The organism is Paenibacillus sp. sgz302164 (assembly GCF_056120505.1).
This window is the reverse complement of record NZ_JBVYOL010000014.1, coordinates 118,375-144,184: the sequence shown is the minus strand read 5'-3', so window position 1 is coordinate 144,184 and position 25,810 is coordinate 118,375. Positions and strand designations below refer to the sequence as shown.

The window sequence follows — 25,810 nt, the reverse complement described above, 5'->3', positions numbered from 1 at the left end:
TCGAAAACAGGTAAAGTCAAGGCACGTGCACAAGCGCCTCTTCACGGCGGCGGCATTGCGTTTTTTAATATTTCCTTTTCAAACGACCTGTGTTATATTTTGATCTGCGCCTCTTTTTTGGTTTTTTGGGTGGTGTTTTTGTGTCTTTTGTGTATGTAAATTGTTTGGAGGGGATCACTCGTGCATTCACATCCCGATCGGTACGGGGTCGCCATTGCAGGTGCGGGATCGTATGTACCGCCCGGCTTGGTAACCAATTTTGATTTATCCGCGACGCTTGAAACATCCGATGAATGGATCGTCCAACGCACGGGCATTCGCCAAAGGCATATTTCGGTGGAATCGATGGACACATCCGATCTTGCCGTTAGGGCGGCAGTGGAAGCTTTAAACCGGGCCGGGCTGCTGCGGGAGCAAATCGACCTTATCATTGTCGCTACTTCGACTCCTGAGCATGCTTTTCCGCCAACAGCCTCGCTGGTCAAGCAAAAGCTTGAAAGCCGCGCGCCCGCATTCGACATTTCGGCGGCTTGCTCAGGCTTTGTGTATGCCCTATCCGTCGCAAGCCATATGATCCGTTCCGGCGCCTGCAGCAACGCCCTGGTGATCGGCGCGGACAAGCTGTCGAAGCTGGTGGATTGGAACGACCGCAATACCGCGGTCCTGTTCGGGGACGGAGCCGGCGCAGCCGTGCTGCAATCCCGGGACTGTACGTTTCCCGGCTTTTCCCTGCTCGGTTCGGAGGAAGGCGGAGCGGAACTGCTGAAATCGCCGGTCGCAGGCCCCATTGCGATGAACGGGCGCGAAGTTTTCAAGTTCGGGGTGCGGATCATTGATGTTTTGCTTCGAAAAGTGATGGCGGAATTGAACCTTAAGATTGACGACATCGCTCTCATCATTCCGCATCAGGCCAACATCCGAATGATCGAAAGCGCCGCCGAAAAAGCGAATATCCCTATGGACAAATTTTTTGTAAATATCGAAAAATACGGAAATACTTCGGCGGCATCCATTCCGATAGCCCTTGCCGAAGCGATGGCGCAGCAACGTCTTCATTCCGGGGACATCGTCGTGCTGATCGGTTTTGGCGCTGGATTGACATGGGGAGTCCAGGTCATTCAGTTGGCTTGAACGTCCCGGCAGCGGCAAGCCCGGCCATGATCGGGCCGAGCCCGTACGGCGGCGGCAAGCCCGGCGGCGAAGAGGAGCAGGCGTTGACAAATTTGCGGCTGCTCGTAACAGGCACCTGCGCTTCGCTGCCTCCCGGCTAAACCGCCGTGTCCCCCCCATCCACCAGCAGGCTGGCGCCTATAATGAATGAAGCGTCGTCGCTGAAGTGGGGGGCACGGCCCTTCTTCCCCAACCCACGCCTCCCCTGTACGAATTGCGGTGCTGAAGTGGGTGGGTACCTACCCACACCTCTCCCGCAATAAGGGGGGCTCGCTGTAGTTGGGGGGGCAGCCCTTCTTCCCCAACCCATGTCTCCCCTGCGCGAATTGCGGTGCTGAAGTAGGTGGGCATCTACCCACATCTCTCCCGCAAAAAATGGGGGGGCTCGCTGTTGTTGGGAACGCAAGGGGGCTCGACAAGGAATAAACATGCAAAAGTGCAGGCTTTTTCCGCAAAAAAGGCCCATTTGGGCGAAAAGCCTGCGATAGTGCAGGAATTTTCGGTGAAAATGAACCTGAGCCCCTGTTCACGGCGAAAAGCCTGCACATTTGCAGGAATTTTCGTGGCCAGCGCATCTACCGGGCAAAAAACTGTACTTTTGCAGGTTTTCCTCATGCAACCAGGCAGATTGTGCAGCCGGCTCTGGCGTGCGGGTACTGGGCAACTGGGCAGCCTGAACAATCGCAAGTTTTCGGTACCGCCGCCTGGCCTGGCCGCATCATGAATGACTGCGCCAAAAACGAGGCCCCTCAGGCGGCCCGAATATTAAAAAAGGCACACCCATGCCAAAAGCGCATCGGTGTGCCTGATTCATGCTATGCTTGCCCGCTAAGTGGCCCCTTGGCCTTCATCCAAAGACTCGGCGTCCGGCGGCAATTGTCTGATTTGTTCAATATAGGCCGTTACATTGCGGTCTTCCAGTATCGGATAGCGGTATCCCAATCGTTCTGCGAGCGGCATGCCGACCTTGCGAATCAACTCGCCCGCTTCAAAAAGCTTGTTCCACTGCTCTTCCGGGTCGGCGCCCACATAGAGCGAAATATACGCCTTGTAAATGTCAGGCCCCAGAAACCGCTTGAACCATTTTCCGGAACTGCCGACGTTCACCTGCCAATCATGGTTTATGCCCACATGCCATTCCAGAAGAAACCGTAGCGATTCCATGAAATAATAGTCGTAGAGGTTTTTCACTCGCGGAATTTCGTCCCGCCACAGCTCTTTCGCGATATACACCTGGAGCCACCACAATTCAACGAGGTGTAGATCCCACAAATCTTGCGAAGGCCGCTTGATGAAATAGGATCGGTCGCTCGGCTCAGGCAGGTTCAAATTCAAATCGTCTTTATCGAGCAAAACTTTACTTAACGAGTCTTCAAAAACTTCCCGAATATTTTTGATGTCTTTAAAACTGAGATCGATTCTGACGCTGTCTTTGAACTGCATCATGTAAATGGAAGAGCCGTCCTCAAAATACTCATACTGAACGACAACGCCCTCGCCGAATTCGGAGATCCAGCTCCTGTCGGCATTGTACGGATGACGCTGCAAATCGGCCATATAATAGTCAACGTCATAATCCTGCATAAAATCTTTCGGGGCATTCGGATTCGTACGCGAGCCGTTAAGCACAACACATCGAATATTCGCATCCCGACCGGCAAATTGCAAAATTTGCGCCAGCACTTCTTTTTCATTTCGCATAATCGTTTGGCCTCCGCATTCTTTTTGGTATAGATGAACTTCACAGAATGCGGCAGGGGGTCCACGAGCGCGATTGATTCAATCAGCTTGTTATAAACAATTCAACATTTTCTTCATCGTTTGATCCATCCCTTCATTTTTCCACTACCAATAAGTTACCATTTCTTCGCCGGTCGTGCAGCTCGTAATTATGGCAAAATCAACTGCCTGAGATGCCTGGCCGTTTGCTCCGGGTGCGACAGCGGAAAATGATGAGCCTCCGGAATTTGCACGGTGCGCAAGGAGCGGTAACGTTCCGGCAATTGATATACCCGGTCCTTTGTACCCCATAGGATCGATATTTGCCCTTTGAGCAACGCTGCGGGCGAAACCTCGAAGCTCTCCGCGCGCGTGAGGGCGGCAAGGGCTTCGGCGGTCGTCTTCCGGACGCGCGGCGACCGCAGTTCCCCGAGGACATAATCGGCATACGCCGGCGGAATGTCCTCGATGCGCTCGAAGCAGCTTTGCGCCAGCAGCTGCTTCCGCAAGCCCGCCGCGTCAAGCCGGCGCAGCGCGAGCTCCGTCATGCGCGCGCTGCGGTACAGGCGCGGCGCGCTGTGCAGCACAGGCTGCAGCAGATGCAGCCCGGCGATGAGCTCGGGTACGCGTTCCAACGCTTTAGCGGCGAGCAATCCGCCCAGCGAATGACCGACCAGCGTAACCGGGGTGTCGAAAGAACGGATCGCCTGTACCAACGATTCGACATGTCCCTTCAGCACACCCTGCCTGTGATGGTACGGGGAGCGGCCGAAGCCGGGGAGATCGACCAGGCATACGGACGATTCGGGGAACTGATCGGCAAGCGGGATCAGACAATCCGCTCCGCTTAAAGTTCCGTGCACGAACACGATCGGCGGATTCGTTTCCGGACCGCTTCCCTTCCGCTCCAGCGCCGCCAAAGGTCCGCGTTTGCTGTGAAAATATCCGGCCGGGTCAGGAGCGGAATGATGGAGCCTGAATTCCAGATCCGTGAATGTGAACGGCAGGACGGTTGCATTCACGGCATGGGCCAGCCCGTGTTTGCGCTGAACACCGCGCGCGGCTTCCAACGGGTAGCCGACATCCACGATAAAATCGAGCGATTCCTTCGGGATACCCAACTTGCGCCCCAACGGGGTGCCAAGCACTTTGGACAGCAAGGCCGGCGTTATCGAGCCGAGCGGCTTGCCGACCCGAAGCTCCTTGGCCATTTCCGATGCCAGCTTCACCATCGAAGGATTTTGCCGCTTTTCGTCCATCAAGTAATACGTGCCATTGGCAGGTTCGGACTCACCGGCAAGAGCGCTGATGAACTCGGCTGCGTGGTCCACGTGAACGAGCGGAAGCCAATGCGACTTGCCGCCGGGAACGAGCCCCATCAGCTTGCGCGCCGTGGAACCGACAAGAATGCCTAGCCCGCCGGTCTGCGGCGTATTTCCGTGCTCGGAGCTGCCGATGACGACGCTCGGATGGATGACGGAGAGCGGAAATCCTTCTTTGCGTGCGCCCCGGCGAATGTGCAAATCGGCCAAAAACTTCATCCGCTCATAAGGCGGATATTTCTCCAAACGGGCGATGACGGGTTCCGGCGAGCTCGCGTTCTCATCGGTGACTGGGCTTTTAAATCCAACCACATGGATTAAATGCCGCAGACCCTTGCGCTTATGAATGTGCGCAGCCAATGCCAGCATCTCGTCCGCAGCTTGCAGAAAAGCCGCCCGGGCCTCCTCCTCGCCGAGCAAAATATCCATCGGGCCGCCCGCATGGATGATGACATCCGCCGCCAAAGCCAGCTCCCTGTCCGCCTCGGTCAATCCGAGACCGGGCGCAGCCAAATCCCCGATGACCGGCGTCATGTATGCGGAATTCCACCCTGCTTCCAAGCTCATCTGTCTGTTAACCTGCTCCCATTTCTTGCGCAACCGGACAAGAACCGTGATCGTATGCTTCTCCCGGGAAAGCTGCAGCAGCGTATGCATGCCTATAAAACCTGTACCGCCAGTTACGAAAATGTGTGCCATTTCATTCGCTCGCTTTCTTTTTTAGCACTAAACAGTACTAATTTTTATTAAAAAAATTACTTTAGCAAAAATGCTAAAGATAAAAGTGAATCCTCCAGCAGGGTTGGATTTTGGCTTGCATGCCGCAGGAAAAGTCCGCCTTCGATCGCCGAGACGATGAATTGGGCGGTCGGTCCAACAGGCAGCCCCGCCTTGAACTCCCGTTTGTTCATGCCTTCGATCAGCAGAGCTTCTACCGTTGCGACCTGGTCGCGGAAAAAACGGCTCAGCTTCTCCTTAAAAACCGGTACATCCTGCGGCATTTGTGTGTAAAGGGTAAGAAACGGACATCCGCCCAAACATTCCAGCTCCTGGCGGGTCAGCATGTGCAGCAGCGCTTCAAAGCGTTCCCGAACGGACTTGTCCGTGCGCGAAGCGGCTTCGGCGATCATCCCCGAGTACATGTGAACGAGTTGATCGAGAATCGCCGACAACAGCTCCTCCTTGCTTTTGAAATAGTAGTAGATGTTCGTTTTGGACACCTTGCTCACGGCTACGATTTCATCCATACTTGTGGCAAGGTAGCCTTTGGTGAGAAACAAGGAGGCGGCGACTTCGAGAACGACATCGCGATTCGTTTTTTTATGTTTTTTCATCATGATTAGTACTATATAGTACTGAAATCTATTTGTCAAAATCGCCTGAAATTCCCGCGGCAGCAGCAAGCAGTTCAAAGGAACGGAGCCGTTTCGCATAATCCGGTATCATCGTAACGGCCAAAAACTCCTCCACCTCATGCTGCTCCTTGAGCTCCGTCAACTGAGCGATCACCGAATCCCCGGTTCCCGCAAGCAGCTTCCCGGCAGCCGAAGACGTCCGCTCCGCTCCCGGCTGCATGCCGAACAGCACGCTTCCGGCAGTGCCCAGCCGCTGCGCCTCCTCCACCCTATCCGCGCATACGACGCCGACGGCGATGATGACCCGCGGCTTCCGCAAAAGCGCCGAAGGCCGGAACTGCTGCCGGTACGCGCCAATCGCTTCAGACGCGTCCTGCTCGCTCATGAATTGTCCGAACACGTAGCCTGTTCCGAATTGGGCCGCATAAGCGGCGCTCTTCAGGTTCGTTCCGAGCATCCACACCTGCGGCGGAACAGCAGGAACGGGCCTTGCCGTAACTAGCTGGCCCTCGCATTCATAATCGCCGGACAGCAGGCTCATCAGCCCTTGCAGCGTGTCCGGCAGGTTGCGGACGTTTTCCAGGAAATTGCCGCTTAGCGCAATTGCCGCTTGGGCCGAAGCGCCGGGCGCCCGGCCGATTCCGAGATCGATTCGGTCCGGATACAGGACGGACAGCGTATGGAATGTTTCGGCTACTTTAAGCGGCCTGTAATGCGGCAGCAGAAGCGCGCCGGAACCGAGCCTGATCCGGCTCGTCCGCGCGCCGATATGAGCAAGCAGCACTTCAGGCGACGTGCAGGCCAGACCCTGCATATCGTGATGCTCGGCGACCCAGTAACGCGAATAGCCGAGCTTTTCTGCGGTTTGCGCAAGCAGCACCGACTGTTCGAGGGCATAAGCCGGTTCGGCGGGTGCGAAGACGGGAACTAGATCCAACACGCTAAGTTTCATAGCAAAAATCTCCTCCTTTTGCCATAATGCACCAAAAATACAACGTGCACAACCCCGAATTCCCCCCAACAGCAAAAAAAGCCCGTTCCGCAGCAGCCGAAGCTGTACGCGAAACAGGCGGATCCGCCTAAATATCCGGGCTACAATTCAATCATCGCTTTGATCACTTTGGATTCGGGCTTCAGCCAGGAATCGAAGGAGTGAATTGCATCGGCAAAAGGCACGCGGTGCGTCACGTAGCTGCCCGCATCGATGCCGCCGCTCTTTAACGCGCCGATCACCTGCTCAAAATCCTCCTTCGTGGCGTTCCGGCTCCCCATCAGCGTCAGCTCGCGCTTGTGAAATTCCGGGTCGTGAAAAGCGATATCGGCCTTGACCAGTCCGACGAAGAGCAGCTTGCCGCCGTGGGCGGCGTAGCCGAATGAATCGGTCATCGATTGCTTGTTTCCCGTCGCATCGAAAACCGCCGTCGGGAATTCCCCGTCCGTCAGAAGCGCCAGCTGCTCCCTGGGCTCGCGCAGCGCATGAACCGTGTGGTCGGCCTTGGCCCACTGCCGGCAAAACGCCAGCCGCTCGTCGTTCACATCCATGGCGATGACCCGCGCGCCCTGCCGCTTGGCAAACGCCATGACGCCCAGCCCGATCGGGCCGGAGCCGATGACAAGCGCCGTTTCCCCGCGGCGCAGCTCCGCTCTCCGGACCGCGTGAGCGCCAATGCTCAGCGGCTCCACGACCGCCGCCTGCTCCAGCGTCAAGCCATCCGTCTTGATCAGATGGCTGACAGGGACGGAGATATATTCCCGCATCCCTCCGTCGGCATGAACGCCCAGCACCGACATATCGGTGCAGCAGTTCGTTTTGCCCCTCCGGCAGGCGATGCAGCTTCCGCAGTGCATATAGGGGATGACGCTGACCTGATCGCCGCTCTCGAGCCCGCATCCGTCGCCTGCGACGGCTTCAACCGTGCCGGACAGCTCATGGCCAAGCACGCGCGGATACGTAAAGAACGGCTGATTCCCTTTATAGGCGTGAAGATCCGTGCCGCATATGCCGATCCGCCGGATGCGCACAAGAGCTTCGCCCGGAGCCGGAACGGGGACGGGCAGGTCAACGAATTTCAGCGAGTCCGCCCGCTCGCATATGATTCCTTTCATCACAGCGCCTCCCCCGCCGATTGCCCGGCATCGTTGTACTCAGGCCGGCCGCTCGGCCAGCTGAGATTATGAACGGGCTGCAAAATGCGCAGCACCTCCGCCAGCAGCTCCCGGTCGATCGGCTCCTCCGTCCACGCTATATTGTTCGCGATATTCAGCGGACTGGCCGTGCTGACCAGCGTCGTCGGGATGCGTTCGTTAGCGGTGGAGAATTGCACCGCCAGCTTGGCAATATCGGTACCCCGACCGGCACAGTATTCCGCCGCTTGCCTGCAAGCCGCCTTAATCGGCCCGCCTGCCGGATGCCACTCCGGCGTTCCCCGCGTGCTCAGCAGCCCCATAGACAGCGGGGAAGCGTTCACCAATCCGATGCCCCGCTCCTCCAGCAAGGGAAGCAGGCCGAGCAGCGCCGTATCGTTCAGCGAATAATGGCAGTAGGATAAAATCACGTCCGCTTCAACACGGGGCAGCAGCCTTTCAAACAACCGGATCGGCAGGCCGGAAATGCCGTAAAAACGTATTTTGCCCTCCCCCTTCAATCGCTGCAAAGCCGGGATCGCTTCTTCTACGATCTGATCGGCGGACGCAAACTCGACGTCATGCAGGAAAAGCAGATCGACATAGTCCGTATTCAGGCGCCGGAAGCTTTCTTCCAGACTGCCGGCAATCCGCTCTTTGGAAAAATCGAAGCTGTCCTCGCCGTACCGTCCCACCTTCGTGGACAGCACCAATTTGCCGCGCGGCAGCTCCCGGACCGCTTTGCCCAGCACGGTTTCGGCTTTTGTCAAGCCATAGTAAGGGGCCACGTCGATGTAGTTGATTCCCGCATCGACCGCCGTATGTACGGTGCGGATTCCTTCCGCTTCATGCGCATCCCGGAAAACGCTTCCAAGCGAAGATGCGCCAAAGCTCAAAACGGAGACGTCCAGTCCCGTTCGTCCTAACGATCTGTATTTCACATCCATCACTCCCCATTGCGGATTTCTTCATTTCCTTTCATTTTATCAGCAATATCGAAATAAAAAATGATTTTAAATAGCAAATATATACTCTTTTTTGATATAATATTCAAAAAATATCCGGCCCGGAGGAGCAATAGATGACCCCTATCCGCAAGCAATTCGCAGCAGAACCCGCATTCCCGTTCGCATTTGTATACAAAGATACGAAAAATATACAAAGCGAGCTGCCGGACCACCTTCACGACTGGTATGAGCTTGTGTACGTGTACCGGGGACAAGGCACTTTCTTCATCGATCAAACTTTCTATGATATGCAGCAGGGCGATCTGTTCGCGATCCCGGGCAATACGATCCACCGGGCGCTTCCCGACAAGGACGATCCGGTCACCTCTTCCGCCGTCTTCTTCAGCCCCCTGCTCGTCCGGCATGCGGCGCTCGGCGATTCGTTCTCTTACCTGAGCTGTTTCGAGCAAGCCAAAAAGCGCAAACAGTACAAATTTGCGCTCGAATATTCGCAGCAGTCCGCCATCGAAGCCGGCCTCGAACAAATCCAGCTCGAGATGGCGGCCAAACATCTGGGTTACCGTCAGGCGATTGTGCTCCATTTGCAGCAAATACTGCTCCCTATGAACCGCACAGTCGAGCCCGGAGGCCGCCACCGCATAGCGGATTCGCCGTTCGGCCCGTTATGGATCCGGGAAATACTGCCGTATATCGACGAGCATTTGCACGAAAGCATCGGGCTTGCCGAGCTCTCGCGCAGGGCAGCCGTCACGCCGGCTCATTTCAGCCGCTCGTTCAAACAGTTTACCGGAATGAATTTGACCGCTTATGTGACGACCAAACGGATGATCCGCGCCAAGGAGCATCTGGCCGTCTCCGACCATACGATCGGCCGCATCGCCGAGCTTTGCGGATTTGAAACGCTGCCGCACTTTCACCGCATGTTTAAGCGGATTATGGGCTTGACTCCGGCCGCCTACAGAAAATCGCTGGAATCAGGCCGCTCTCATTGATAATCGTCGTACAGACTCGAATAATTGAGCAGCAGCGTTAAGAAGCCGGCTACGATGAAAAGAAAAAATCCCAAAATTTCCAAATGGTACACGTTAGGGAAAACGATGAAGCAAAAACCGGTAATCAAAGCCGCCCAGTTTTGCCATGCTTTTTTTCCCGATTTGCCGATCGCCAGCAAGGAGCAAAGAAACTGAATAGCACCGAGCGCTACGCAAACGACCGTGGCATTTTGCAGCCCGGAGAAGCCGAATATCCAGGGAGCGGCAATAAAACAGACGCCAATGCATGCAGACAGCACATTTTTGATCATGGCCCGTCTTCACCTCCATGATGAACCTTGATCCCATTATATGCAAACGCTTTCAGATATGTGCCGCAAGCTGTCGCCTTTTTGTGAATCATGTCCGCGTTTGCCGCTTCTGCATGCCGTGAAAATTTAGACTGCCTGTTCCCCTGATGATTCCGCTATAATGGATATAATTGATACAACAACCATTCTTAATTTTTTTCGGGGGACAGCCGATGTCATCTTCGCTTCGTTTCAAGTTACTTGCAGCCTTAGTGCTCATTACTTCCATATCTTTATTTATCGTCGGTTTCGCCAATTACAAGCTGTCCAGAGACAGATTGATCCAGCAGTTGGAAGAACAATCGCTCTCCACAGTTAAAAATTCAGCGCAAAATTTGTATGACTTTCTTTCGATTCGTCTGGCCGAGATTGAATTGATCAGCCGCATGAGCGTAATGAAGCAGGGGACGCTGAAGGAACAGCTCGATTTTTTGAACCAGGAGCTGCGGGCCGGCGGGGAACGCTACGACTCGATGGGAATCGCCGACCTTGCCGGCAATTTGACGCTGACTACAGGCGAAGTACTGAATATTCGGGGAGAAAAATATTACACGGACGCCATGTCCGGCAAAACGTCCATCTCCGACCCTTATTTCTCGAATAAAGGGGATTACATCATCAGCATCACCGTACCGGTATTTAACGACCGGAAGCAATTGATCAGCATCGTCGATATTTCGCTCGACGCCGCGGCAACGTTCCGCCAGCATCTGGTTCCGCCTTTGCTGAACGGACGAAATCTGCTGATCAACCGCGAAGGGCTCATGCTGTACAATACCCAGCCTTCGTTGATTTTGAAGCGAAACTTGTTCACCTCACTCGCCGATAAAGCTCCCGAGTTCAAAGAGATGCTGTCCCATGACTCCGGCTCTTTCAACGTCACGTTCGACGAAAACGAAATGCACCTTTTTTATACCCGCGTGCCCAAACTGGATTGGTACCTCGCCTATTCCGTGCCCAAAAGCACGTTCGAAGCGCCGGCCGAGCCGCTGCTGTGGACGACCGTCGGCTTGATCGTGTTCACCGAGCTTGTCCTGTCGTGTTTGATTTATTGGACAGCCTATTCGCTCATTATCAAACGCATTTTGCAAATCCTGCACGTTACCGAGGCGGTTGCCGACGGAGATTTCTATATGAAGCCGCTTTTCTTCAAAAGCAAGGACGAGCTCGGGGCGCTGGCCCACTCGGTGAACGGAATGATCGAGAACTTGCGGGAGCTTTTCGAGCCGTTCGAGGCTTTTATCCGGCATAATCAGTATGCGATGATCGTGATCGATCCCTGCTTCACCGTTCTTCATTTCAATCAGCGGGCCGAGGAAATGCTCGGCTATTCGTACGCCGATGTCGTGAAAAAGGCGACGCCTGCGCTGTGGCTGGACCACGGGCAGCTTCAGGACAGAGCCGCGCGCTACTCGGCCGAGCTGAACGAGCATGTGCCTGCCGACAGTACGGCGCTCGTCATTAAATCGCTGCGCAGGCGGCGCGAGGATACGGAATGGATCTGGCGCCGCAGGGACGGCAGCCGCCTGTATGTGGAATCGAACATCAGCGTCATTACACATCCGGACGGAAGCTTGAAAGGATACGTGTGCATCGCCCGGGACGTCAGCGAAATCAAGGAAAGCACGGCTACGAAAGAGCGGCTGCTCGCTATTATGGAAAGCGCCCACGACATCATTCTCACCTTTGACCGGAAGGGCAACATTTTGTACATGAACCAGGCCGGCAAAAAATATTGCGAAATCGGCGACGAAGAGCTGGCGGTTCGGCGCCATTTCAGCCATTACGTGGAAATCTTGTGCAGCGTCGATTTTGACGAAGGGTTGGCTCTCGCCGTCAAGCAAGGCTTTTGGGAGTTTGAAGCTGAATTTTTGACCAGGAATAACCGCGCTCTTTTTATGTCGCTTATTATTGTTCCTCACATTACGACGGAAGGAAGCGCCTATTACTACTCGGCGATCACCCGGGACATTACGGATCAAAAGCGCTCGCAGGAAGAGCTTATCCGGGCCAAGCGGGAAGCCGACGAGGCCAATCAGGCCAAGAGCATGTTCCTTGCGCGCATGAGCCACGAAATCCGTACTCCGCTAAACGGGATTATGGGATTGACGTATTTGCTGGAGCGTACCGGCATGTCCGCGCTTCAGAAAGACTATGTCGGCAAAATCGCTTCATCGTCGCAGGCGCTCTCCCAAATCATTAACGATATTCTCGATTTCTCCAAAATGGAAGCGGACAAGCTGACCTTCGAGCGCATTCCGTTCCAGCTGGCGGAAACGCTTGACCGGATTTGCGAAACTTTGAGCGTCCTGCTCGGCAACAAGCCGATCGAGTTTATTTGCAGCGTAGATCCGCAGGTTCCTTCCACCCTGGTTGGCGATCCGCTGCGGATTTATCAAATTTTGCTCAATCTGACCAGCAATGCGGTTAAATTTACCGAAGAAGGATCGATAACCGTGCGGATCGGGGTCGAGGAGTCCGGGCAGGAGTCCGGCCAAGACGAGGTGCTGCTCGCTATTACGGTCAGCGATACCGGCATAGGCATTCCCGAATCCCAGCTAACGAAGCTCTTTCAGCCTTTTGCCCAGGCCGACGGTTCAACAAGCCGCAGATTCGGAGGCACCGGACTGGGACTTGTCATCTGCAAAAATTTAATCGAACAGATGGGCGGCAGCCTCGACGTCTGCAGCGAGCCCGGCGCGGGCAGCGAGTTCCGGATGCGCATCCCTTTCGAGCTTTGCGCTCAGCAGGAAACCGCTGCACCGCTTCTCCCGGTGAAAGCGCTCGTCGCCGAAGACGAGCCGGCGCTGCGGGAAACTTTGGTGAACATGCTGCATTCGATTTGCGAAGAAGCGGCCGGCGTTTCCTCCTGGACCGAAGCGTTGAAAGCGGCGGGCGTAATCCCGCTCGATCTGCTGATCCTTGACATGGAGGCGCCGGATATGTACGGAATAGAAGCATGGTTGGAGATGAAATTCATCTGCGACCGTCACAACATCCGCACGATTCTGTACACGTCCTTGGCAGGACACGATGCGCTCGCCCAGCTTCCGGAAGAGGCCAGACCCGACGCCGTGTTGGTCAAGCCCGTAAGCCTGAGGGCTTTGCAGCATGCGATCGACACTGTAACGGCCGCCGGCGCCGTGGACTCCGTTGAGCAGACGACGGAGGGCAAGCAGGCCAAAGCGGAAAATGAGGAGCGCATTCTGATCGTGGAAGATAACGAGATCAATCAAATTGTCGCCCGGTCGCTGCTGGAGAACAGAGGCTACGCCGTCCAGGTTGCCAACAACGGATTCGAAGCCATCAACCAGTTGTACAACGGCGCCTGCTCGCTCATATTGATGGATATACACATGCCTGTTCTGGACGGCATCGAGACGACCGTGCTCATCCGGCAATTTCCGGAACTCAGGTCAATCCCGATCATCGCGCTTACGGCCGATTCCACGAACGAACAGCGCAAGGCGTGCCTTCAGGCAGGTATGAACGACGCAATTGCAAAGCCGATTCATCCCGACAGTCTGTTTGAAGTCATCGACCGCTATTTGGCGAAGGACAAGCAGACTCCCGAAGACTACCCGAAAAACTTGCCGGATACCGCTCCGCAGCGGCCTCACTTTGAAGCTTGTCTCGATACCGGGCAAGCACTCGAACGATTAGGCGGGCGGGAATATCTCTATCGCCACATGCTGGACAAATTCCATGATCAATTCACCGATGCGGTGCCGCAGCTGCAATCGATGATTCAATCCAACCGTTACCCGGAAGCGTTGCGGGCGCTGCATACTTTGCGGGGAGCGGCCGGGAACATCTCGGCAAACCGTGTATTGCAGACGGCCAGCGAGCTGGAGACCGCGCTTGCGAATGCGGCGGAGAGCGAAGGGCCGGCGCTTTTGCTGAAGCTGCAAACCTTTGCGGACGAAATGAGCGAGTTGTTTCAAGCCATAGAAATGATGAAAACAAGATAAAACAGTATGTTCCATGCATAAATAGAACTAATTAACTAGTTTAACCAAGTTTTTTCAGCGTTCCTACAAATTTCGACACATTTCGCGAAAACTTCCGCCTATAATCAAATTACCCTCATAGTCTAAAAGAACTAATAAACTATCAGGGTATTTTATTCGGGAATGAGGGAAGCGCTTGCTTACGACAATCTCAATATTTCAACTGCAATGCGTGCATGCCTTGCTGTCTTTTTTGATTTCTGTAATCAGCTGCTTCCTGTTTACTTTTTTTTACCTGGTCGTCGACCGTTCTTCGCTTGGCACCGTCAACCGGACATACATGAAGTGGGGCAGCTTCGCGGCCGTCGGCTTTTCCTATTGGCTCTCCCACACCGCAAGCGCAGTTGCGGTTCCGCAAACCGCCGCTCATTCGGATCTGCTGCACAGCGTATATTTCGCTTGTATTCTCGCTTATACCATGCTATTGATGCACATGGCCGCATACAAAACCGGGCAAGACGCAGCAGCGGCGTCTTTCGGCTGCAGCTTCATGCTCGCCGGAAGCGCTTTACTGTTTGACGGGATCAGCTATTGGGCTATGTATCCCGATTTAATTATGTGGAATCCCGTCCTAACCTTGTCTTCGCTCATGATAGCTGCAGCCGTGGTCTACATGCTCTTTCGCTTCCTGCGCCTTCTGATCGGACAGCATCCGCCCGGCATCGGCATGATCGTGCTGTTAAGCTGCATCTGCGGAGCGGCGCTCAGCATGTTCCCGGTCTTGACCAAGCTTTCGTTTCTACGTCTTAACGGCGGGGAATCGGCTTATTACGTCGCATTTACCGTGGAGTTGGCGGTGCTGCTTATGCTTATGAAGCTATCGAATGCCGGTGCTTACCGGACCCTCGATCAGCCGCAATTGCCCGCAGACTTGGTCGATGAACCTGATTCGGCAACCAATCCTGACGCGGTTTTCCGCCTCGATCAATTGGCGCGAATCTCCTATCTCAACCATTCCATGTTGGCACTTTGCGGCTACAGGCCCGACGAGCTGATCGGCCAATCCATCACGAGCATCATAAGCTCCGATCAGACGACAGCGGCATTAGAGCAATGTTACCACGGGTTTACGGGAATCTCGCGGTCTTTTGACAGCAAGCTTCTGCGCAAAAACGGGGACAGGCATTTTTGCCGGATTTCCATGATTCCGATATGGAACAACAATAAAATCATCGGACTTTACATGGTAATGAAACTCGATTGAAATATATGCCGATTTGTGTCACTATTATCATATGCATTTTACAAGCATGCAATAAATACGTATAGGTGGTTAATCATGACAACAACGAACGCGCCATATCGAATCTTGTTATATTATAAATTCGTCACCGTTCCCGATCCCGAAGCGCTGGCCAAAGAACATTTGGCTTACTGCAAAAAGCTTGGGGTCAAAGGACGCATCCTGATTGCCTCGGAAGGAATCAACGGCACGCTTTCGGGCACGGTCGAACAGACCGAGGCTTACATGCGGATGATGCGCCAAATCCCGCTGTTCCGGGACATCGTCTTCAAAATAGACGAAAGCGACAAGCACGCTTTTCAAAAAATATTCGTGCGCCCCAAGAAGGAGCTCGTTACGTTCCGTCTGGAAGAAGACGTAAACCCGAACGATTTGACAGGCGTCCACTTGAAGCCCAAACAATTTTACGAAAAGCTGCAGCAGGAAGACGTCATCGTGCTCGACGGCCGCAACAACTACGAGTACGATATCGGCCATTTCCGGGGAGCGATCCGGCCTGATGTCGAGACCACAAAGGAATTCCCGGAGTGGATCCGCGACAACCTGCAGGAATTCAAGGACAAGCCGATTCTTACTTATTGCACCGGCGGCATCCGCTGCGAGAAGCTGTCCGGCTTCCTGCTCAAGGAAGGCTTCACGGAAGTGTACCAGCTTGACGGCGGCATCGTCAGCTACGGCCATGACCCGGAAGTGCAGGGCCGCCTGTTCGACGGCAAATGCTACGTGTTCGACGAGCGCATTTCCGTGCCGATCAACCGCACGGACGAAGATGTCGTCATCGGGCGCTGCTATCATTGCGGCAAACCCGAAGACCGCTACATCAACTGCGCCAACGACTACTGCCACTTGCAGCACATTTGCTGCGAAGAGTGCGAGGAGGAGCACAACCGCTTCTGCTCCAAGGAATGCGAAGAAGCGACGCTTGCCCGCATGGAAGCGTAACATAAAGGTGGAGCAGAAGGTTATTCTGCTCCACCTTTTTTTTCGGCGGCGGGCAGGCCGTAGCCGCCGGCCGTGCAGCCGGAAGCCCGCTGGGTGACCGGCGGGATCGGCACGGCTCTCCGTTGGCGCAGCCGGATTGGGCTGCCCCCGCTGCTGAGTCGCCGGGATGGGCGCGGCTCTCTCTTGGCGCAGCCAGTAAGGGCTGCCACACACTGCTGAGTCGCCGGGGGTAGGCGCCCGATTCTCTTGGCTCAGCCGGTAAGGGCTGTCACACACTGCTGAGTCACCGGCATAGGCGCCCGACTCTCTTGGCTCAGCCGGTAAGGGCTGTCACACACTGCTGAGTCACCGGCATAGGCGCCTGACTCTCTTGGCTCAGCCGGTAAGGGCTGTCACACACTGCTGAGTCACCGGCATAGGCGCCTGACTCTCTTGGCTCAGCCGGTAAGGGCTGCCCCCACCTAGGACAAGGTAAGCAAAGGCGTGGAATGTTTCGTTGAGCCGTCTGACTTGGCGGAACTGTTCACGAAACGGCTTTGCATGCCGAAAGCCTGCAAAAGTGCAGGTTTTTTCCGTAATAACGGTTCATTTGGGCGAAAAGCCTGCAATTGTGCAGGAATTTTCGCTCAAAATGAGCCTGAGCCCATGTTCGCGGCGAAAAGCCTGCACATTTGCAGGAATTTGTCGTGGCCGGCGCATCCATCGAGCAATAACTGCACTTTTGCAGGTTTTCTTCGCGCAACCAGGCATATTATGCGACTGGCTCTGGCGTGTCGGCGTGTGGGTTTCTCCACATGTAGAATGTTTCGTTGTGCCGCCTGACTTGGCACAGCCGCACACGAAACGGCTTTGCATGCCGAAAGCCTGCAATTGTGCAGGTTTTTTTCGTAAAAGTAGCTCATTGGGGCGAAAAGCCTGCAATTGTGCAGGAATTTTCGCTCAAAATGAGCCTGAGCCCATGTTCGCGGCGAAAAACCTGCACATTTGCAGGAATTTGTCGTGGTCGGCGCATCTATCGAGCAAAAACTGCACTTTTGCAGGTTTTCTTCGCACAACCAGGCATATTATGCGACTGGCTCTGGCGTATGGGCGTGTGGGTTTCTCCACATCTAGAATGTTTCGTTGATCCGCCTGACTTGGCACAACCGCTCACGAAACGGCTTGGCATGCCGAAAGCCTGCAAAAGTGCAGGTTTTTTCCGTAAAAGTAGCTCATTTGGGCGAAAAGCCTGCAATTGTGCAGGAATTTTCGCTCAAAATGAGCCTGAGCCCATGTTCGCGGCGAAAAACCTGCACAATTGCAGGAATTTGTCGTGGCCGGCGCATCTATCGAGCAAAAACTGTACTTTTGCAGGTTTTCTTCGCGCAACCAGGCATATTATGCGATCGGCTGGCGCGGATGCGTGTGGGTTTCTCCGCGGGTTTTTCGGAACGCGCCGCACACAGCTCCCAGCGCGCATTGCAGCGCCGCCGTGTAACGGCGGTCGACCTGTTGCCAGTGGTGGCGGATGCGGACGAGCGCGTTTTCGGCATGCAGTCGGCATCGGCTTGGCGCGGGGGGTGGTTATCCGCACCCGCCAGGCCCGCTCGCGCGTTGCAGTGCCGCCGCATGGCGGCAGTCCCCCCCCCCCGATACCCCCTAGCCGGATCGTTCCGATTCCGTTAGAATTTGCTCCGCGAGCGGATAGACGAACTCCTCCTCCAAGCTGAAATGCTTGAGCAAAAGGAGGCACGCTTTGATCAACTCCGCCGTCATGAAGTGCAAAAATTCGAGATCGATGGGCACTTTCATCGCATTCACCCCGTCGACGTAAGAACGGACAACCTCTTTGGCCAAATCATGATCCTGCTCAAGCACGATGATCGACCGCGCGATGGAGAAGGCTTTTGCCCGGTGAAAGTAAGACTGCAGCAGCGGAAACAACTCCCGCTCCTCCCATTCCGAATGCTGCTCCAAATCCTCGACCAGGCAGAGGATCCGGTCCTGCAGCTCAATCAGCTTGCACATGCCGACGGAGCAGTCTTGAAGAGAGTAAAGCGAAACCGCCATGACGCGGATTTCCGTGAGCCGGCCGCGCATTTGCGCGTGCTCCGTTTGCAGACGTTCCACGATAGCCCGCAAGTTGGCGAGAGGCGCAGCGTATTGTAGATTGGCTTGAGCGCCCGGACGGTTTTCCATCAGATTTCCTCCTTGTAAATGGCTGACTGACTCGCTGTTACCATTGTATGCGGCTACAGCCAGCTTACATTCGAAAGAATCCGATTTATCGCACCGCGCACAGCTCCCAGTGCACGGCGCTGCGCTGCATGACGACGGTCGGTCGACCACATGTTATCGCAGCCGGTTATCCGTTAACCGAAACTGGTTGACCAGCAGCAGCAAGGACTGCGTGATCGTGCCCACCGTGCCTGTCGTATGGCGAACATGATGCATATCGCTCAAAAGCTCCCGCACCGTGCGCTCGACTTCCGCGGATATTTGGCGGTTCTCGATGCTCACGTCCGCGACCCGCTCCATAAGCGCCACGACTTCGTCGACCACCTGCGTTTTCATCGTGTCGTGCGCGTTCGCGTCGCTCAATATTTCCGAAGCCGCCGCAACCATTTGCGTACCTTCGGCGACGACCCTCGTGCCTTCCTCCATCGATATGAAGGCTTCTTGGGCATGCTGCTCGATACGCTCAATCGTCTCGTTGATTTGCGCCGTGGACTGCTTGGTCAGGTCGGCCAGCTTGCGGATCTCGCCGGCCACGACGGCGAAGCCTTTGCCATGCTCGCCCACTCTTGCCGCTTCGATCGAAGCGTTCAGCGAAAGCAGATTCGTCTGCGCCGAAATCTCCTCAATGACTTGGAGCAGCTTCGGAATTTCCTGCGTCGTCTGTAAAAACGTCTGAATCGTACCGTTCGTCTCGGCCACTTTCTGCGAAATGTGATCCATCTTCCCGCCGATCCGGCCGACCTCTTCCCGGGCGACGGCGATTTGCCCGGAAGCTTGCCGCTCCAGCTCGCGGAGCGTGCCGCTCATATTCCGCGAAACATCTTTGGCGACGTCGATGTCCTGGAGCTGGCTGAGCAGCGAGCGGATCATATCGTGAATTTTGCCGCTCATCCGCTGCGCCGAATCTTCCGTCGATCCGGCCGAGTCGCTCAAGCGCTCCTGGCTTTCCCGCACGTCCATTGCGGCCTGTTTCACCTGCAGCATAATGCCTTCCAGGGAATCGATCAAATTATTGATCCATTTGGCGATTTCCCGCGTTTCGTCACCGGGGAACTTCTCCGCCTGCAGCCGCTGCGTCAAATCCCCGCCGCCTTCCGCGTTGATGCGGATGAAGCGGTTGATTCGTTCCAACTGCCGCGCGACCGGCTGTATCCCCCGCTTTTGCAGCAGACGGACGCCGATGACGCCGTACAGCAAGCCGGCTGCTGCGGTCATTCCCGCCCCGCTCCATGCGGGCACCCGACCGCCCAGCAGCGCAAAAGAAGCCGCCGACAGCAGTACGAACCCGAGGATGAAGCCGATCTGCAAACGCAGTATTTTCCAATCGATGCTGCGGAACCGGTACACTTCTTCAAGATCGCCCTCGCACATCATCCCCCACACATCGGGGCAGTGAGGCAGCTGAAAAGTGACCCCCTTGCCGATAACGGGAATGTGACGGTAATCGGAATAGCCCGGAAATTCCACAAACAAATGACTTCCATTCTCGATCGTCCCGGCCACGCCCGGATGAAGCTCACCGGTAGCCGGATCGGTAAAGACCAGTTCCAGCTCGGTATGCTCCTTCACGCTGACAACGCCAAAATCCGTCCGTACGCCATCCTTTAAATTATCTCCGTGCGTAAACGTCAAATCTTCGAACCGGCTTCTCGACAGCGCTGTTCCCGGGGCGATATGCCTATTTAAACCCGGTTTTGCCATAAAAATATAATTATCCCCCGAATCGGGGTACACATGTCCGGACTCCCGCTGAATCAAGTCGCCCAACACATCGTTAGGAACGCGGCCGCACAACGCCCCTCTCCATACGCCGTCGGCGACTACGGGTACAATGTAAAGCAGCGTCATCGCATCATGAAAAGCCGAGGTGCTTGGACCGATTTTTTTCGTCCATGGATCCGAATAAGGCCCGAACAAACATTTCCTGTTCCGGCGCGACTCCCCAAGACCCGGCGACAGGACACCCTCTCCCGAATAAGCGGTTCCAACATGAGCCGCATGCGTGGAATACACGACGGTATCCCGGTCGTCCAGCACAAACAGCTCCGAAAAATGAACGCCTCTCTTGAGCGCTGCCGCAAACAGACGCCCAACAAGCGGATCGCTCTGCTTAAGCTGACCAGGCCAAGCTTGCTGCTCCGACAATTGTTCGTTCAACCGGGCCAAATAAGACCAATACTCTTCCGCCCAGCTTTGCAAAATTTGCATACGGGTTTGAGCGATCCCCTCGAAAATGTGCTCTACATCTTCCTTAAGGTGGCGGTTTAAACGATAAGACCACCACAAAGGCAGCCCTTTTCCAAATCCCAGCCAATCGAACATAGATCCATCCCCTTTTTATTCACATAAAATGTGACTTTATTTAACATTCTTTATCCGACATTTTAATGCTGAATTCGACTGAAATCAAGCAGGAATTACCTGGAATAAGTAATATTCCCCCTTGACATCAACTGAATTTTACTGATATCCCGAAACAGTTCGTTTTTTGTCGACAAATAGTTATGACAGGTATATTGACATAATTTTCTGAAATATCTAAAATGAAAGAAAAATCAAAGTTTTTTCAGAACATCATGTGAGATTACACAACACAACATAACTTCAATTTTTTTCGGAAAGGAGGCCTGGTTTCTGCTTCGGGCCCATTTATTAGAAAGGCCACCGATTCCGAAAGCACGCCTAGAAACCAGGGGGCCACATGTCCAAACCCGTAGATCTCGTCACCAACCCCTATGATCCCAACCCTTTTTTCGATGAAATGTTCATTAGCTCCTACTCGGTACGCAAACATTATCAAAGCGTGTACCGCCAGTTTATGGCCATGAAAGCCGGCAGCCTGAGCAAACGGCAATCGGCTACCATGAAGCGGATGATGGAAGAGGGCATTACTTTTACGCTGTACAGCCCTGATCAGACAGAACCTCTCGAACGGACGATTCCGTTTGACCCGATTCCCCGCATCATCCCGAAAGACGAATGGTCCCGGCTCGAGAAGGGACTCCACCAGCGCGTCAAAGCTTTGAACATGTTTATAAAAGATATTTATCATCATCAGGAAATATTGAAAGAAGGCATTATCCCGCGGAAAATGGTGCTCTCCAACCGGTACTTCCGGCCGGAGATGATGCGGCTGTCCGTACCGAACGACGTCTATATCACCGTCTCCGGCATCGATTTGATCCGCGATGAAAAGGGGGAATATTTCGTACTCGAAGACAATCTCCGGTCGCCTTCCGGCTTCTCCTATTTGTACAAAAGCAGGTCGATTATGACGCACCTGTTTCCGGAGCTCGTATTCAGCCATTCCATTCAAGATATCGAGCGCAGCTTGAACGTGTTTTTGTCGGCGTTGCGGAGGCTGAGCCCTTCCGGGAAAGCGGATCCGGTCATCGGGCTCTTGACCCCGGGGTGCTACAACTCCGCCTATTTCGAGCACACTTTCCTCGCGCAGCAAATGGGGATCGAGCTTGTAGAAGGCAACGATCTGACCGTCATCGATCATAAAGTGTACATTCGCGGGATGAACGGCCTTCGCCAGATCGATGTCATTTACCGGAGAATCGACGATGATTTTTTGGACCCGCTGGCCTTCAATCCAAGCTCCATGCTCGGTGTCGCCGGCATTATGAATGCCTACCGCGCCGGCAATATCAATATCGTCAATGCGCCGGGCACGGGCGTAGCGGACGATAAGGCGATCTACGCTTACGTGCCGGACATGATCCGCTACTATTTAAATGAGCAGCCGATCTTGAACAACGTGCCGACCTACGTGCTCTCAAGACCCGAGGAACGGGAATACGTTCTCGGTCGCCTGGATCAAATGGTCGTCAAGGAAACGTCCTTATCCGGCGGTTACGGCATGTTGATCGGCCCGACGGCCACCGACCGCGAAATCGCCGAGTTTGCTTTGAAAATCAAGGAACAGCCTGACCGCTATATCGCCCAGCCCACGATACAGCTCTCGAGAGCGCCGGTTATGGCTGACGGGAATATGGTTCCACGGCATATCGATCTTCGCGCCTTTGTCATAAACGGAGAAGACACGCAGGTCATTCCCGGCGGATTGACACGCGTCGCTTTGAAGGAAGGCTCGCTCGTCGTCAACTCTTCGCAGGGCGGCGGTTGCAAGGACACATGGGTTATGCAGTAACGAAAGCAAACAAGAAATCCGGATAAAAATATAGACGGGAGGCTGTGGGATATGGTGATGATGGGTCGTACGGCAGAGGCTTTATTTTGGGTTGGCCGGTATTCGGAACGAACGGAAAATCATGCCAGGTTCATCGATGTGTACTATCACATCCGCGAAGAAAAAGAAAAGGCGGACGGCGAGTCATGGCGCAGGCTGATCGATACGATCGGCGACCGCCGGGTATTCATGGAGCAGTACGGCAGCTTCACCGAGAGCCATGTGCTGCAATACACCACGCTCGACAAAAGCAACACCAACTCGCTGCTGGCATGCACGAATCACACCCGCGCCAATCTGCGCACGATTCGCGAGAGAATGCCGGCGGAGCTGTGGGACATTTTGAACGGTCTGTACCTGTGGTTAAAAGAAAAAGAAGTGCGGGACATAACCGCGGATTCGCCGCATCTTTTTTACCGGAACATCCGGGATTCGCTGTCCATGTTCCAGGGCGCGGCCGTGTCGATCATGCCCAGGGAGAACGAGTGGTTTTTCATCGAAGCCGGACGCTACCTCGAACGTGCGGAAAATACGCTGCGGCTGCTCAAATCGCTTTGCACCGTCTACGCCGCAGAGGAGCCGTGCTCCTATCCGCTCATGCTGTCGGTGCTCAAATCGGTCAGCGGCTACGAAGCGTTCCGCCGCGTCTATGCGGACACCGTCAGCCCGGCCCACATCGTCAAATACTTGATGCTCAGCGAAGCGTTTCCGCGTTCCGTCAGCTTTTCCTTTAATGCGCTGGAAAGTGCGCTGCGCTCCATCGAAGAGGAAGAGTCCGCCCTCAGCGAGGCGATCCAGAAGCTTGCCAAACTTGCCGGCAAAGTAAAGGCCACACTGGACTGCATGGACGACGAGGAGATGAAAACCGGCAAATTGGAGTTGACCCTGAACGCACTGCTGGAATCGTGCAATCTGATCGGCTCCCGCATGTCCAAAGTCTTTTTCCCCCCTCGCGAGGAGGTTATCGCATGAAGCTCGAGATCACCCACATTACACGCTACTCCTACGCGGAAGAAGTGCAGGACAGTGTCAATGAAATCAGGCTGACGCCCCGCACCAATTACCGTCAATCCTGCTACCATCATACGATTGCGACCGAGCCCGTTTCATCGCTGTTTACTTATGAGGACTATTTTTACAACCGCGTGCATGCCTTTACCGTCAATCAGGCGCACCGCGAGCTCGTTATCAAGATGGTATCCACGGTGGTCACCCACGATAATGACAATGTCCGGTCCGACGAGCTTGCTTCGGACGAAGAGAAGGAACTGCTGTTGAGCGACACTTTTCAAGACCAATATGCCGAATATTTGCTGCAAACCGGCTACACCGAGCTGTCGGGCGAGATTCAAGCTTATTCCGACGCCATTGACGATAAAGGACTGAGCGCCTGCGAGCTGATTCAAAGCATCAACTCGACGATTTACAAGGACTTCACCTACGACCCGTCGGCGACCAGCGTACAGACGACGGTAGGTGAAATGCTGCGCATCAAACGTGGTGTCTGCCAGGACTACTCCCATTTGATGATCGCGATCTGCCGGCACAAAGGAATTCCCGCCCGCTACGTGAGCGGCTACCATTTTGTGGGCGATTTGCAAGGCGGCAGCAGCAACTTTACACAGGCGTCCCACGCCTGGGTGGAATGCCTGATCCCGGGCACAGGCTGGTTCGGCTACGATCCGACGAACAATTGCGAAGTCAACTGGCGCTACGTCAAGCTGGGGCACGGCCGGGATTACAATGACATCGTGCCGGTAAAAGGCGTTTACCGCGGCACAGGCGGGCAGCAGCTTGACGTAATGGTCGACGTGCGGCTGGTCGATTAATCCTCTCCTTCCTTCTTCACATACCTCTCTCCCTCTCCTTTCCTCATCTTTTCCCCACTTCCTCATTGATCTCCCGATACCGCCCCGCTTCATCCCCCCCTTCTTTTCCCCAGCCGTCAAAAAAAATTTGCCTATTTAAAGGAATCTCCCCTTAAATGTGGAATATGAGTAGCAGTACTTGTCGTTCGACGATTTTTACGCCACAGGAAGGAGGAACTTGCATGAAATCCACGGGAATCGTCAGAAAAGTAGACGAACTGGGCCGCATCGTACTGCCGATTGAGCTGCGCCGCACGCTGCACATCGAGATCGGAGACGCGATCGAGGTTTACGTCGACCCTGAAAGAATTACACTAAAAAAATACATGCCCGCTTGCATCTTTTGCGGCAATTTCGAGAACATGACGTATTTTAAAGGAAAACTGGTTTGCAGCAGTTGTATCGACGAAATTATATAAAACGAAAGAACCGCGGGGGAGTTTGCGTCCTGCGGTTCTTTTTCGTTATTCATTAATGCTTCTCGTTTCTTCGTTATAAGTCACTGGTCTGGAATCGTGATCAATTTGAACCCTTTACTTTTGATTCCTTTTATCACGGCCGGGAGTGCGGCAATCGTAGCAGGATTATCATGCAGTACAATAATACTGCCCGATTTCACTTGGGATAACACTTTCTTTGCAATCTTTGCAGAGTTAGTTGTCGACCAGTCCTCCGGATCTTCATTCCATAATACCATTTTCATTTGGTTTTCTTCTGTGATAAGCTTGGTGTCATTATTATAAGAGCCATACGGCGGTCGAAATAAAGTTATTGGTGACGTATCCCACTTCCTGAGTGCGGCCAGTCCTTTATCAAATTCGTTTTTTTGCTCATCATACGTCATTTTCGTCATTTGGGGATGGGTATTGGAGTGGAAACCCACGACGTGTCCCTCATGTACAGCTTTTGTTACAGCTTCCGGATAGGTCTTGACATTTTGTCCCAATAAGAAAAATGTGACATGGACATTTTGCTCTCTTAACACTTTGAGAAGCTTCTCGGTATGCTTGGTCGGACCATCGTCTATAGTAATAGCAACGCTGCCTTTACCTACGGAATAGACCGGTTTTAAAGTCGATAGCTTCGTTTGCTTTATGGCCCCTGAACCTGCCGATTCCTCTATAGCAGTTACATGTTGACCTGTAGTACTATCTGTTGGTAAAGTTTCCGGAACTTGGATCGGTGGCGAACTCGAAGGTTCCAAAGATACGGCATTAACCTGATCAGGGGAAGATTTAATAGAAATTGGTTCTTCTACACAACCAGCAAGAGATATACAACATACAACTAAAATAATGAATGCTTTAAAAAATGATTTCATTGTAATTACCTGCC

General features: G+C 54.2%; 21 protein-coding genes. 11 read left to right on the top strand and 10 right to left on the bottom strand.

Annotated features, from left to right (window positions below; translation table 11 throughout):
- Positions 1–180: 180 nt before the first annotated feature.
- The 3 genes from AC0LWT_RS22795 (at position 181) to AC0LWT_RS22785 (ending at position 1,894) form a co-directional block, all read left to right on the top strand.
- The gene (locus tag AC0LWT_RS22795; protein ID WP_474683576.1) at positions 181–1,131 is read left to right on the top strand and encodes a beta-ketoacyl-ACP synthase III; all 951 of its coding nucleotides are present in this window, start codon (positions 181–183) and stop codon (positions 1,129–1,131) included.
- A complete protein-coding gene (locus AC0LWT_RS22790; protein WP_474683575.1) occupies positions 1,128–1,271 on the top strand; it encodes a hypothetical protein in 144 nt (47 codons plus the stop codon). The genes AC0LWT_RS22795 and AC0LWT_RS22790 overlap by 4 nt, the downstream gene beginning before the upstream one ends.
- 290 nt (positions 1,272–1,561) lie before the next feature.
- Positions 1,562–1,894: a hypothetical protein gene (locus tag AC0LWT_RS22785; protein WP_474683574.1), complete on the top strand. Its 333-nt coding sequence runs from the start codon at positions 1,562–1,564 to the stop codon at positions 1,892–1,894.
- Positions 1,895–1,998: 104 nt separating this feature from the next.
- Here AC0LWT_RS22785 and AC0LWT_RS22780 read toward each other — a convergent pair whose 3' ends face one another.
- The 6 genes from AC0LWT_RS22780 to AC0LWT_RS22755 form a co-directional block, all read right to left on the bottom strand.
- Positions 1,999–2,871, bottom strand: a complete 873-nt coding sequence (locus tag AC0LWT_RS22780) for an aminoglycoside 6-adenylyltransferase (RefSeq protein ID WP_474683573.1) — start codon at positions 2,869–2,871, stop codon at positions 1,999–2,001.
- A 188-nt stretch (positions 2,872–3,059) separates the two neighbouring features.
- Complete coding sequence (locus AC0LWT_RS22775) at positions 3,060–4,910, bottom strand: alpha/beta fold hydrolase (RefSeq protein WP_474683572.1); 1,851 nt, start codon at positions 4,908–4,910, stop codon at positions 3,060–3,062.
- 56 nt (positions 4,911–4,966) lie between these two features.
- Positions 4,967–5,548: a TetR/AcrR family transcriptional regulator gene (locus AC0LWT_RS22770; RefSeq protein ID WP_474683571.1), complete on the bottom strand. Its 582-nt coding sequence runs from the start codon at positions 5,546–5,548 to the stop codon at positions 4,967–4,969.
- Positions 5,549–5,573: 25 nt separating this feature from the next.
- Positions 5,574–6,518, bottom strand: a complete 945-nt coding sequence (locus tag AC0LWT_RS22765; RefSeq protein ID WP_474683570.1) for an MsnO8 family LLM class oxidoreductase — start codon at positions 6,516–6,518, stop codon at positions 5,574–5,576.
- Positions 6,519–6,658: 140 nt separating this feature from the next.
- Complete coding sequence (locus AC0LWT_RS22760) at positions 6,659–7,672, bottom strand: zinc-binding alcohol dehydrogenase family protein (RefSeq protein ID WP_474683569.1); 1,014 nt, start codon at positions 7,670–7,672, stop codon at positions 6,659–6,661.
- Positions 7,672–8,631 carry an aldo/keto reductase gene (locus AC0LWT_RS22755; RefSeq protein ID WP_474683568.1) on the bottom strand — a complete coding sequence of 320 codons (960 nt, stop codon included), beginning with the start codon at positions 8,629–8,631 and terminating at the stop codon, positions 7,672–7,674. Before AC0LWT_RS22755 ends, AC0LWT_RS22760 begins: the two co-directional genes overlap by 1 nt.
- Positions 8,632–8,771: 140 nt before the next feature.
- Between AC0LWT_RS22755 and AC0LWT_RS22750 the strand changes: the two genes are divergently transcribed.
- The gene (locus AC0LWT_RS22750) at positions 8,772–9,650 is read left to right on the top strand and encodes a helix-turn-helix domain-containing protein (RefSeq protein ID WP_474683567.1); all 879 of its coding nucleotides are present in this window, start codon (positions 8,772–8,774) and stop codon (positions 9,648–9,650) included.
- Here AC0LWT_RS22750 and AC0LWT_RS22745 read toward each other — a convergent pair.
- Entirely contained in the window at positions 9,644–9,961 is a 318-nt protein-coding gene (locus AC0LWT_RS22745; protein WP_474683566.1) for an SPW repeat protein, read from the bottom strand. The genes AC0LWT_RS22750 and AC0LWT_RS22745 overlap by 7 nt on opposite strands.
- Before the next feature lie 212 nt (positions 9,962–10,173).
- Here AC0LWT_RS22745 and AC0LWT_RS22740 point away from each other — a divergent pair, with 212 nt between their 5' ends.
- The 3 genes from AC0LWT_RS22740 (at position 10,174) to trhO (ending at position 16,195) form a co-directional block, all read left to right on the top strand.
- Positions 10,174–13,971, top strand: a complete 3,798-nt coding sequence (locus AC0LWT_RS22740) for a response regulator (RefSeq protein ID WP_474683565.1) — start codon at positions 10,174–10,176, stop codon at positions 13,969–13,971.
- 175 nt (positions 13,972–14,146) lie between these two features.
- Positions 14,147–15,214 carry a PAS domain-containing protein gene (locus AC0LWT_RS22735; protein ID WP_474683564.1) on the top strand — a complete coding sequence of 356 codons (1,068 nt, stop codon included), beginning with the start codon at positions 14,147–14,149 and terminating at the stop codon, positions 15,212–15,214.
- Between the two features lie 75 nt (positions 15,215–15,289).
- Positions 15,290–16,195 carry an oxygen-dependent tRNA uridine(34) hydroxylase TrhO gene (gene trhO, locus AC0LWT_RS22730; RefSeq protein WP_474683563.1) on the top strand — a complete coding sequence of 302 codons (906 nt, stop codon included), beginning with the start codon at positions 15,290–15,292 and terminating at the stop codon, positions 16,193–16,195.
- Positions 16,196–17,833: 1,638 nt separating this feature from the next.
- Here the strand turns inward: trhO and AC0LWT_RS22725 are convergent.
- Entirely contained in the window at positions 17,834–18,373 is a 540-nt protein-coding gene (locus AC0LWT_RS22725) for a hemerythrin domain-containing protein (RefSeq protein WP_474683562.1), read from the bottom strand.
- A 153-nt stretch (positions 18,374–18,526) separates the two neighbouring features.
- Positions 18,527–20,734 (bottom strand): methyl-accepting chemotaxis protein, encoded by a 2,208-nt coding sequence (locus tag AC0LWT_RS22720; protein ID WP_474683561.1) that lies wholly within the window; start codon positions 20,732–20,734, stop codon positions 18,527–18,529.
- Positions 20,735–21,113: 379 nt separating this feature from the next.
- Here AC0LWT_RS22720 and AC0LWT_RS22715 point away from each other — a divergent pair, with 379 nt between their 5' ends.
- From AC0LWT_RS22715 to AC0LWT_RS22700, 4 genes are all read left to right on the top strand, one after another.
- Complete coding sequence (locus AC0LWT_RS22715) at positions 21,114–22,568, top strand: circularly permuted type 2 ATP-grasp protein (protein ID WP_474683560.1); 1,455 nt, start codon at positions 21,114–21,116, stop codon at positions 22,566–22,568.
- Between the two features lie 51 nt (positions 22,569–22,619).
- On the top strand, positions 22,620–23,579 hold the full coding sequence (locus AC0LWT_RS22710) for an alpha-E domain-containing protein (RefSeq protein ID WP_474683559.1): 960 nt from the start codon (positions 22,620–22,622) through the stop codon (positions 23,577–23,579).
- Entirely contained in the window at positions 23,576–24,436 is an 861-nt protein-coding gene (locus tag AC0LWT_RS22705) for a transglutaminase family protein (RefSeq protein WP_474683558.1), read from the top strand. Before AC0LWT_RS22710 ends, AC0LWT_RS22705 begins: the two co-directional genes overlap by 4 nt.
- A 221-nt stretch (positions 24,437–24,657) precedes the next feature.
- On the top strand, positions 24,658–24,894 hold the full coding sequence (locus tag AC0LWT_RS22700) for an AbrB/MazE/SpoVT family DNA-binding domain-containing protein (RefSeq protein WP_474683557.1): 237 nt from the start codon (positions 24,658–24,660) through the stop codon (positions 24,892–24,894).
- Positions 24,895–24,974: 80 nt separating this feature from the next.
- On the opposite strand, the gene AC0LWT_RS22695 is transcribed toward AC0LWT_RS22700, so the two are convergent.
- On the bottom strand, positions 24,975–25,796 hold the full coding sequence (locus AC0LWT_RS22695; RefSeq protein WP_474683556.1) for a polysaccharide deacetylase family protein: 822 nt from the start codon (positions 25,794–25,796) through the stop codon (positions 24,975–24,977).
- Positions 25,797–25,810 lie beyond the last annotated feature (14 nt).

Excerpts from the sequence above, each read along its gene's own strand:
- AC0LWT_RS22780 (WP_474683573.1), bottom strand. The coding sequence starts at position 2,871 with ATGCGAAATGAAAAAGAAGTGCTGGCGCAAATTTTGCAATTTGCCGGT.
- AC0LWT_RS22775 (WP_474683572.1), bottom strand. The coding sequence starts at position 4,910 with ATGGCACACATTTTCGTAACTGGCGGTACAGGTTTTATAGGCATGCAT.
- AC0LWT_RS22770 (WP_474683571.1), bottom strand. The coding sequence starts at position 5,548 with ATGATGAAAAAACATAAAAAAACGAATCGCGATGTCGTTCTCGAAGTC.
- AC0LWT_RS22765 (WP_474683570.1), bottom strand. The coding sequence starts at position 6,518 with ATGAAACTTAGCGTGTTGGATCTAGTTCCCGTCTTCGCACCCGCCGAA.
- AC0LWT_RS22760 (WP_474683569.1), bottom strand. The coding sequence starts at position 7,672 with ATGAAAGGAATCATATGCGAGCGGGCGGACTCGCTGAAATTCGTTGAC.
- AC0LWT_RS22750 (WP_474683567.1), top strand. The coding sequence starts at position 8,772 with ATGACCCCTATCCGCAAGCAATTCGCAGCAGAACCCGCATTCCCGTTC.
- AC0LWT_RS22745 (WP_474683566.1), bottom strand. The coding sequence starts at position 9,961 with ATGATCAAAAATGTGCTGTCTGCATGCATTGGCGTCTGTTTTATTGCC.
- AC0LWT_RS22740 (WP_474683565.1), top strand. The coding sequence starts at position 10,174 with ATGTCATCTTCGCTTCGTTTCAAGTTACTTGCAGCCTTAGTGCTCATT.
- trhO (WP_474683563.1), top strand. The coding sequence starts at position 15,290 with ATGACAACAACGAACGCGCCATATCGAATCTTGTTATATTATAAATTC.
- AC0LWT_RS22725 (WP_474683562.1), bottom strand. The coding sequence starts at position 18,373 with ATGGAAAACCGTCCGGGCGCTCAAGCCAATCTACAATACGCTGCGCCT.
- AC0LWT_RS22720 (WP_474683561.1), bottom strand. The coding sequence starts at position 20,734 with ATGTTCGATTGGCTGGGATTTGGAAAAGGGCTGCCTTTGTGGTGGTCT.
- AC0LWT_RS22715 (WP_474683560.1), top strand. The coding sequence starts at position 21,114 with ATGTCCAAACCCGTAGATCTCGTCACCAACCCCTATGATCCCAACCCT.
- AC0LWT_RS22710 (WP_474683559.1), top strand. The coding sequence starts at position 22,620 with ATGGTGATGATGGGTCGTACGGCAGAGGCTTTATTTTGGGTTGGCCGG.
- AC0LWT_RS22705 (WP_474683558.1), top strand. The coding sequence starts at position 23,576 with ATGAAGCTCGAGATCACCCACATTACACGCTACTCCTACGCGGAAGAA.
- AC0LWT_RS22700 (WP_474683557.1), top strand. The coding sequence starts at position 24,658 with ATGAAATCCACGGGAATCGTCAGAAAAGTAGACGAACTGGGCCGCATC.
- AC0LWT_RS22695 (WP_474683556.1), bottom strand. The coding sequence starts at position 25,796 with ATGAAATCATTTTTTAAAGCATTCATTATTTTAGTTGTATGTTGTATA.